This window comes from Candidatus Hydrogenedentota bacterium (assembly GCA_019637335.1).
GTDB lineage: Bacteria > Hydrogenedentota > Hydrogenedentia > Hydrogenedentales > JAEUWI01 > JAEUWI01.
The window spans coordinates 114,315-121,304 of the sequence record JAHBVV010000023.1 but is presented as its reverse complement, the minus strand read 5'-3'; the positions used below and the strand labels follow the sequence as shown (position 1 = coordinate 121,304).

The 6,990-nt window shown below is 64.8% G+C and carries 5 protein-coding genes; all 5 read left to right on the top strand.

Annotation, left to right across the window (positions count from 1 at the left end; translation table 11 throughout):
- The first annotated feature begins 297 nt into the window (after nt 1-297).
- The gene (locus KF886_20375) at nt 298-1,533 is read left to right on the top strand and encodes a GTP-binding protein (GenBank protein ID MBX3179717.1); all 1,236 of its coding nucleotides are present in this window, start codon (nt 298-300) and stop codon (nt 1,531-1,533) included.
- Nucleotides 1,534-1,556: 23 nt separating this feature from the next.
- Entirely contained in the window at nt 1,557-1,718 is a 162-nt protein-coding gene (rpmG, locus tag KF886_20370) for a 50S ribosomal protein L33 (GenBank protein ID MBX3179716.1), read from the top strand.
- Between the two features lie 956 nt (nt 1,719-2,674).
- Nucleotides 2,675-3,091 (top strand): Rrf2 family transcriptional regulator, encoded by a 417-nt coding sequence (locus KF886_20365; GenBank protein ID MBX3179715.1) that lies wholly within the window; start codon nt 2,675-2,677, stop codon nt 3,089-3,091.
- 59 nt (nt 3,092-3,150) lie between these two features.
- On the top strand, nt 3,151-4,593 hold the full coding sequence (locus KF886_20360) for an NnrS family protein (protein MBX3179714.1): 1,443 nt from the start codon (nt 3,151-3,153) through the stop codon (nt 4,591-4,593).
- Between the two features lie 59 nt (nt 4,594-4,652).
- The gene (locus KF886_20355) at nt 4,653-6,965 is read left to right on the top strand and encodes a nitric-oxide reductase large subunit (GenBank protein MBX3179713.1); all 2,313 of its coding nucleotides are present in this window, start codon (nt 4,653-4,655) and stop codon (nt 6,963-6,965) included.
- Nucleotides 6,966-6,990: the final 25 nt, after the last annotated feature.

The window sequence follows — 6,990 nt, the reverse complement described above, 5'->3', positions numbered from 1 at the left end:
ACTGTCAACTGTCAACTGTCAACTGTCAACTGTCAACTGTCAACTGTCAACTGTCAACTGTCAACTGTCAACTGTCAACTGCCCCGCCCCCCTCCGGGTGTGCCACGGCCAAGCGGCGCGGCCCCAGCCGCGCGGTAGCTTGACCGTGCCCCAAACCACCCCAGCCGCGCAAGCGCCCCGCCACCCCACTTCATTCTTAATGATAATGCGGTTGCATTTGCGAGAGAGGTTTGCTATAGTGCGCCCCGCCTCGAACCCAAACCGTCCGCCGCGACGACACTACGGAGACCCCGTCCGATGAAAAAACTACCGGTTACCGTGCTCTCGGGATTCCTGGGCGCGGGGAAGACGACCGTGCTCAATCACGTGCTCAACAACCGCGACGGAAAGCGCGTTGCCGTCATCGTCAATGACATGAGCGAAGTCAACATCGACGCCGCGCTGGTCCGCGGCGGCGAGGCCGCGCTCCACCGCGAAGAGGAGCGCCTGGTGGAGATGTCAAACGGCTGCATCTGCTGCACGCTCCGCGAGGACCTGCTTGTGGCGGTCGCCCAACTGGCCAGGGAGCAGCGCTTCGACTACCTGCTCATCGAGTCCACCGGCATAGCGGAGCCGCTTCCCGTCGCCGAGACCTTCAGCTTTGAAGACGAGACCGGAGCCTCCCTGTCGGATTGCGCCACGCTCGACACCCTGGTGACCGTGGTGGACGCGGCGAATTTCATGGCGGACTACGCATCGTGGGACGATCTTCCCGATCGCGGCCTCGGCGTGGATGAAACAGATGACCGGAGCATCGTCGATCTCCTCACCGATCAGGTGGAGTTCGCCAACGTAATCATTCTCAACAAGTGCGATTGCGCCGATTCCGCCCAGTTGGACCGTCTGGAGCGTTTCCTGCGCCATCTCAATCCGTCGACCGAAATCATCCGGGCGGAATTTGGCGCGGCGCCGCTGGAGGCTATTCTCGACACGGGGCGCTTCCGTATGGAAGAGGCCAGCCAGCACAAGGACTGGCTCGCCGTCCCCCGGGGGTCGGAGCTTCCCGAAACGGAGGAGTACGGCATCAGCGCCACGACCTTCCGTGCGGATCGCCCGTTCCATCCGGAGCGGCTATGGTCGCTCATGAACGGCGATACCGATTTCTTCAAGCCCGTGCTCCGATCCAAGGGATTCGTGTGGCTGGCCACGAGAAACAACCAGGTCTACGAATGGTCCCAGGCGGGAGCCGCCATACACCTCACGCCCTCGGGTTACTGGTGGGACGCCCTGCCCCTCCCGGAGTGGGAAGTCGCGGAAGAAGACCTCGACGAGGCGCGGCGCGCGTTGAAAGAGGTATTCGGCGACCGCGGCCAGACGCTCGTGCTCATCGGGCAACACCTGGACGCCGATCGGATACATCGCGCGCTCTCCGAATGCCTGCTGGATGACGCAATGTGGGCGGCGGGCCCCGACGCCTGGGCCTCCCTCCACGACCCGATCCCCGCCGATGAAGTCACCGCCGGCGAGGGCGCGACCGCCTTGTCTGACCACTGATACCGGATGAAAGGAACAATTACATGGCGAACAAGATTGGCCGCGAGCGGATAATCCTCCAAAGCACCGAGAGCCCGTTTCGCTACAGCACCACCAGGAATACCCGCACGAAATCCGGGCGGCTGCTGCTCAAAAAGTACGACCCCATCGTGCGAAAGCACGTGCTATTCAAGGAGCACCGGTGAGCGCGCCGCGCACCCGGACGGGACTCCGGCTCGAATCGCCCCGGGCGCGCGGCGTCCTGCGCATCGCCGCCCCTGCTGTCCACGCTGTCCATTCGCCGCGGCGAATCCACTCTGTCCACCCCGTCCACTCTGTCCACTTCCCTCCAGCCTAAAGCCTCCAGCCTAAAGCCTAAAGCCTAAAGCCTAAAGCCTCCCCAAAAACTGCAACGCCCCATCCCAATTAATAGGTGATTGACGGGGAAACTTCGATCGCGTTTGCCACCTCGTCCCCTTTCAACGTTCAGACGCGGGCTCTGTACTGGCGGATTACCACTGGGCGTATGCCGGCTATTCCGCACCACGATACTGCCAGACACCCCCGCGCGTCGATTGTCTGACCCAAGGTTAAAACCGCAATCACCCGCATAAGTCCGGCGCCGGACAACCTTCTATAACCACAACTGCAACCATGGGGACTGGCTCCCGCGACAAAAACCACCCCAGCCGCGTAGGCGCCCCAAACCACCCCAGAATCGCGGGTGCCGCCAGGGGGACTGGCTCCCGCGACAAAAACCACCCCAGCCGCGTAGGCGCCCCAAACCACCCCCAATTCGCGGGTGCCTGTACCCGCAGAAAAGCACCCCCCGGTGCCACGCGCACCCGCCCCAGGGACTGCGGCGCCCCATCGCCCCGGGAAGCAACAGCCCCCTCGCGACCCAAAGCGAGCCCAACCAACACACAACACCCCCAACCGGCGCGGCTGTCCCGTCGCCGGCCACACACCCGACACCCCAGCTGCAACGCGGCGGCCAAAGTAGGATAGCCGTCCCGGCTGTCCCCGGATTGCAACGCAATCCGAATCGCTGCCCCAAACCACCCCAGCCGCGCAAGCGCCGCCCAGGGGCCACCACGAAAATCCACCCACTTGACATCGCCCCAACAAAATCGTATAATAACATGTGATTAAGGAGTTCACCATGATTTCCAGGACAGCACTCCATACCCTCCGCGCCGTGGTCGCCCTGGCTGAGCGCCCCGGCGAGTTCCAGGGCGCCGCCCACATCGCCGAACAGATCGGCGCCCCCCAGAACTACCTCGGCAAGCTCCTACAGGGCCTCGTGCAGGAGGGGATAGTCGTCTCCCAGAAGGGCATGGGCGGCGGATTCTGCCTGGCGCGCAAGCCCACGGAAATCACCCTCTACGACGTGGTTAATCCGGTGGATCACGTCGCCCGTTGGGAGGGCTGCTTCATGGGGCGGCCCGCCTGCGACGCCAACAACCCCTGCGCGGTGCACCACGAATGGGCCGCCGTCCGAAACGCGTATCTGAAAATGCTCAAAGGCTCCACCCTGGCCGACGTCGTCGATCACGAGGTGGCGCTGACCCTGCCGTAAATTTTTTTGGACCATAAACGGATAATCACATGCGATTAGAGAACAAGGAGGCCCAACACATGACCACGGCCCGAAATGACCAACCCCGGAAGCCCGGAAAACCCGCGCAAAACGAAGTCCTCCTCTCCCGCGCCGGCATCGACCCCAACTCCGAGCACGCGCGCGGCCATTTCCGGCCATTCTTCCTCGCCGGCATCGGCGTCGTCCTCACCCTCGGCGCCGTCTGGGGGGCCTGGCTCCTCATCCAGATCGCGGTTTCCGGTTCCTTTACCGCCGTGGGCATTCACCAGGTGAATGCCCACGGACACGCGCAGATCTTCGGCTGGGTCGGCCTCTTTGTGATGGGTTTCGCCTACCACATGTTCCCCCGCTTCTCCGGAACGCGCCTCGCCTGGCCCCGCCTCGCCCGCGCCACCCTGGGCCTCATGCTCGCCGGTATCCTGATGCGCGCCGGCGGCGAGGCCTTCCTCGATCGGTGGCCCGCGCTCTTTGGAACGGCCCTGCTCGGCAACCTGCTCGAAATCGCCGCCATCGCCATTTTCGGCGCCGTGCTCGTCCGCACCGCCCTGCAACACGGCCGCCCGCTCGTCGTGTGGGAGGCCTACGCCGCTTGCGCGCTCTTCTGGTTCCTCGTCCAGGCCGTCTACACCACCATCCACTTTGCCGGGCTCGCGCTCGCGCCCACCGAGGAGGCGCTCCTGGCGCGCATTTCGTTCTGGCAGGCCCCGCTTCGCGACTTCCAGATTCACGGCTTCGCGCTGCTGATGATCCTCGGCGTGAGCCACTTCCTCTTCGACAAGCTCTACCACCTGCCCCGCCCCTCCGCGCGCCGGAGCCTGACTGTGCTCGCGCTGATCAACGTCGCGGTGCTGGCCGAGGCCGGCGGCTTCGTGGCGATGCGCGCCTGGGGCCGGGAATGGGCCGCGCTCTGGTTCGCGGGCGTGCTGCTGCTCTTCGCCGCCGTCGCCGCGCTCGTCTGGTCGTGGCGCCTCCACCGCCCGGTCTGGCGCCCGGACCGCAGCATCAAGTTCATCCGCGCCGCCTACGCCTGGCTCATGCTCTCGCTGCTGATGGCGGTGCTCCTGCCGGCCTACCAGTTCGGCCTCCTCCGCGCCTTCGCGCCGGACAGCCACGCCGCGCAAATCGGGTTCTCCCACGCGTACTACGGCGCCATCCGCCACGCCGTGACGGTCGGCTTCATCAGCATGATGATCGTAGGCGTCGCGGCCAAGTTTGTGCCGGTCTTCGGCGGGCTCGACGGACGCCGACTCACCGCCCTCTGGGCCCCGTTTGTGCTCCTGAATACCGGCTGCGCGATGCGGGTGACCTTTCAGGCGCTGACCGACTTCACGCCCGGCGCCTTTCCCCTGGCGGGCCTGAGCGGCCTGCTGGAAGTGACCGCGCTGGCCATCTGGGGCGCGCACCTGGCCCGCCTGATGTACCCCGCCGCCGCCCGCGTGCTGGCCCCGAAATTTCCCGCTTCGCTCGCCGGCAACACATGATATTCTGCTAGATATGTTCTGGCAATGGGCATCCAAGCAACGTTAGATTGGAGGAGAAAATGACGGATCGCAAGTTATGGATCAGTTTGATCCTGGTCATGGTGCTATCTTTCCTGGTGCTGGGGTACTTTGGGTACGACCTGTACCACACGGCCCCGCCGATCCCCGAACGGGTCGTTACCGCGGGCGGAACCGTACTGTTTACGGGTCAGGATATCAAGGACGGACAGAATGTATGGCAATCCACGGGCGGGCAGCAGAACGGCACGGTGTGGGGGCACGGCTCCTACGTTGCGCCGGACTGGTCGGCGGATTTCCTGCACCGCGAATGCGTCTGGCTGTTGGATCACTGGGGCCAGGCCGACTTCGGCAAACCATACGCCGAACTGAACCTCGAACAGCAGGGCGCCCTCCGCGCGCGGCTCAAGTCCGAAATCCGCACAAACACACACAACCCCGAGACCGGCAATATCGTCGTTTCCGAGGTCCGCGCCCAGGCCATTCAGGCGGTCCGCGCCCACTACGAAACCCTCTACAGCGACGATCCGTCCCTCGCGGAGTTGCGCGAGGCCTATGCGCTGCCGAATAACGTGCTCCGCGACGACGATCGCCGCGAAAAGCTGAGCGCCTTCTACTTCTGGGCCGCCTGGGCCTGCGGCACGAACCGGCCGGACAGCGCGATTACCTACACGCAGAATTGGCCGCCGGAGCCCCTGATCGACAACCGGCCCACCGGCTCGAACATCGTCTGGTCGGTGATCAGCTTCGTCCTCCTGCTCGCGGGGGTCGGCGCGCTGGCCTGGTACTATGCCGTCCTCAAGCACAACGATCACGAGGACGACGACCTCCCCGCGCACGACCCGCTCATGGGGCAGCAGCCCACGCCGTCGATGCGCGCGACGCTCAAGTACTTCTGGGTGGTCGCGGCGCTCATCGTGGTCCAGGTCGGCCTTGGCGGCGTCACCGCGCACTACGGCGTGGAGGGCTCCGGCTTCTACGGCATCCCGCTCGCCGAATACCTGCCCTACGCCGTCACGCGCACCTGGCACACCCAGCTCGGCATCTTCTGGATCGCCACCGCCTGGCTCGCCACCGGCCTCTTCATGGCCCCGGCGGTTTCCGGACACGAGCCCCGCTACCAGCGGCTCGGCGTCAACGTACTCTTCGGCGCGCTGCTTCTGATCGTCGTGGGCTCCATGTTCGGCACCTGGTACGGCACGCGCCAGCAAATGGGCTACGAAATGAACTTCTGGTTCGGGCACCAGGGCTACGAATACGTGGACCTCGGGCGCTTCTGGCAGATCTTCCTCTTCGCCGGCCTGTTCATATGGCTCGCGCTCATGGGCCGCGCGCTCTGGCCCGCCCTCAAGAACCCAGGCCCGAACCGCAATCTGCTGGCGCTTTTCTTCCTCTCCAGCTTCGCCATCGCGCTGTTCTACGGCGCCGGGCTGATGTGGGGCCGCCAGACCCACCTGGCGCTCGCCGAATACTGGCGCTGGTGGGTTGTTCACCTCTGGGTGGAAGGCTTCTTCGAGGTCTTCGCCACCGTGGTCATCGCCTTCCTCTTCACCCGGATGGGCCTCCTCAAGACCCGCACCGCAACCTCCGCCGTGCTCTTCGCCACCACCATCTTCCTGGCCGGCGGGATCATCGGCACCTTCCACCACCTCTACTTCACCGGAACGCCCACCGCCGTCCTCGCGCTGGGCGCCGTGTTCAGCGCGCTCGAGGTCGTGCCGCTCGTGCTTATCGGCTTCGAGGCCTACGAAAACCTCACCCTCAGCCGCGCCCGCCCCTGGGTCGTGGCCTACAAGTGGCCCATCTACTGCTTCGTGGCCGTCGCCTTCTGGAACCTGGTCGGCGCCGGTATCTTCGGCTTCCTCATCAACCCGCCCATCGCGCTGTACTACATGCAGGGCCTGAACACCACCGCCGTGCACGCCCACACCGCCCTCTTCGGGGTCTACGGCATGCTCGGCATCGGGCTCACGCTCTTCTGCCTCAAGGGCCTCACCCAGCGGCTCGTCTGGAAGACCGGCACGCTCGCCTTCGCCTTCTGGATGATGAACATCGGCCTCGCCCTCATGGTGCTCCTCAGCGACCTGCCCCGCGGCCTGCTCCAGGTCTGGGCCAGCGTCAACGACGGCATGTGGATGGCCCGCTCCGCCGAATTCATGCAGACCGGCCTCATGAACACCCTCCGCTGGATGCGCGTCATCGGCGACACCATATTCGCGATCGGCATCGTGGCCCTGGGCTGGTTCATCCTCGGCCTGAAGACCGGCTGGTCCCTCAGCGATGAAACGGAAGATGTGATGGCGGTGGACTACACCGCCGTGGACGACAAGAACACTGTTCCCGCCGAACAGTAGGCAAGAAACCGGAAAGGAACACCAC

Excerpts from the sequence above, each read along its gene's own strand:
- KF886_20365 (MBX3179715.1), top strand. The coding sequence starts at position 2,675 with ATGATTTCCAGGACAGCACTCCATACCCTCCGCGCCGTGGTCGCCCTG.
- KF886_20375 (MBX3179717.1), top strand. The coding sequence starts at position 298 with ATGAAAAAACTACCGGTTACCGTGCTCTCGGGATTCCTGGGCGCGGGG.
- rpmG (MBX3179716.1), top strand. The coding sequence starts at position 1,557 with ATGGCGAACAAGATTGGCCGCGAGCGGATAATCCTCCAAAGCACCGAG.
- KF886_20360 (MBX3179714.1), top strand. The coding sequence starts at position 3,151 with ATGACCACGGCCCGAAATGACCAACCCCGGAAGCCCGGAAAACCCGCG.
- KF886_20355 (MBX3179713.1), top strand. The coding sequence starts at position 4,653 with ATGACGGATCGCAAGTTATGGATCAGTTTGATCCTGGTCATGGTGCTA.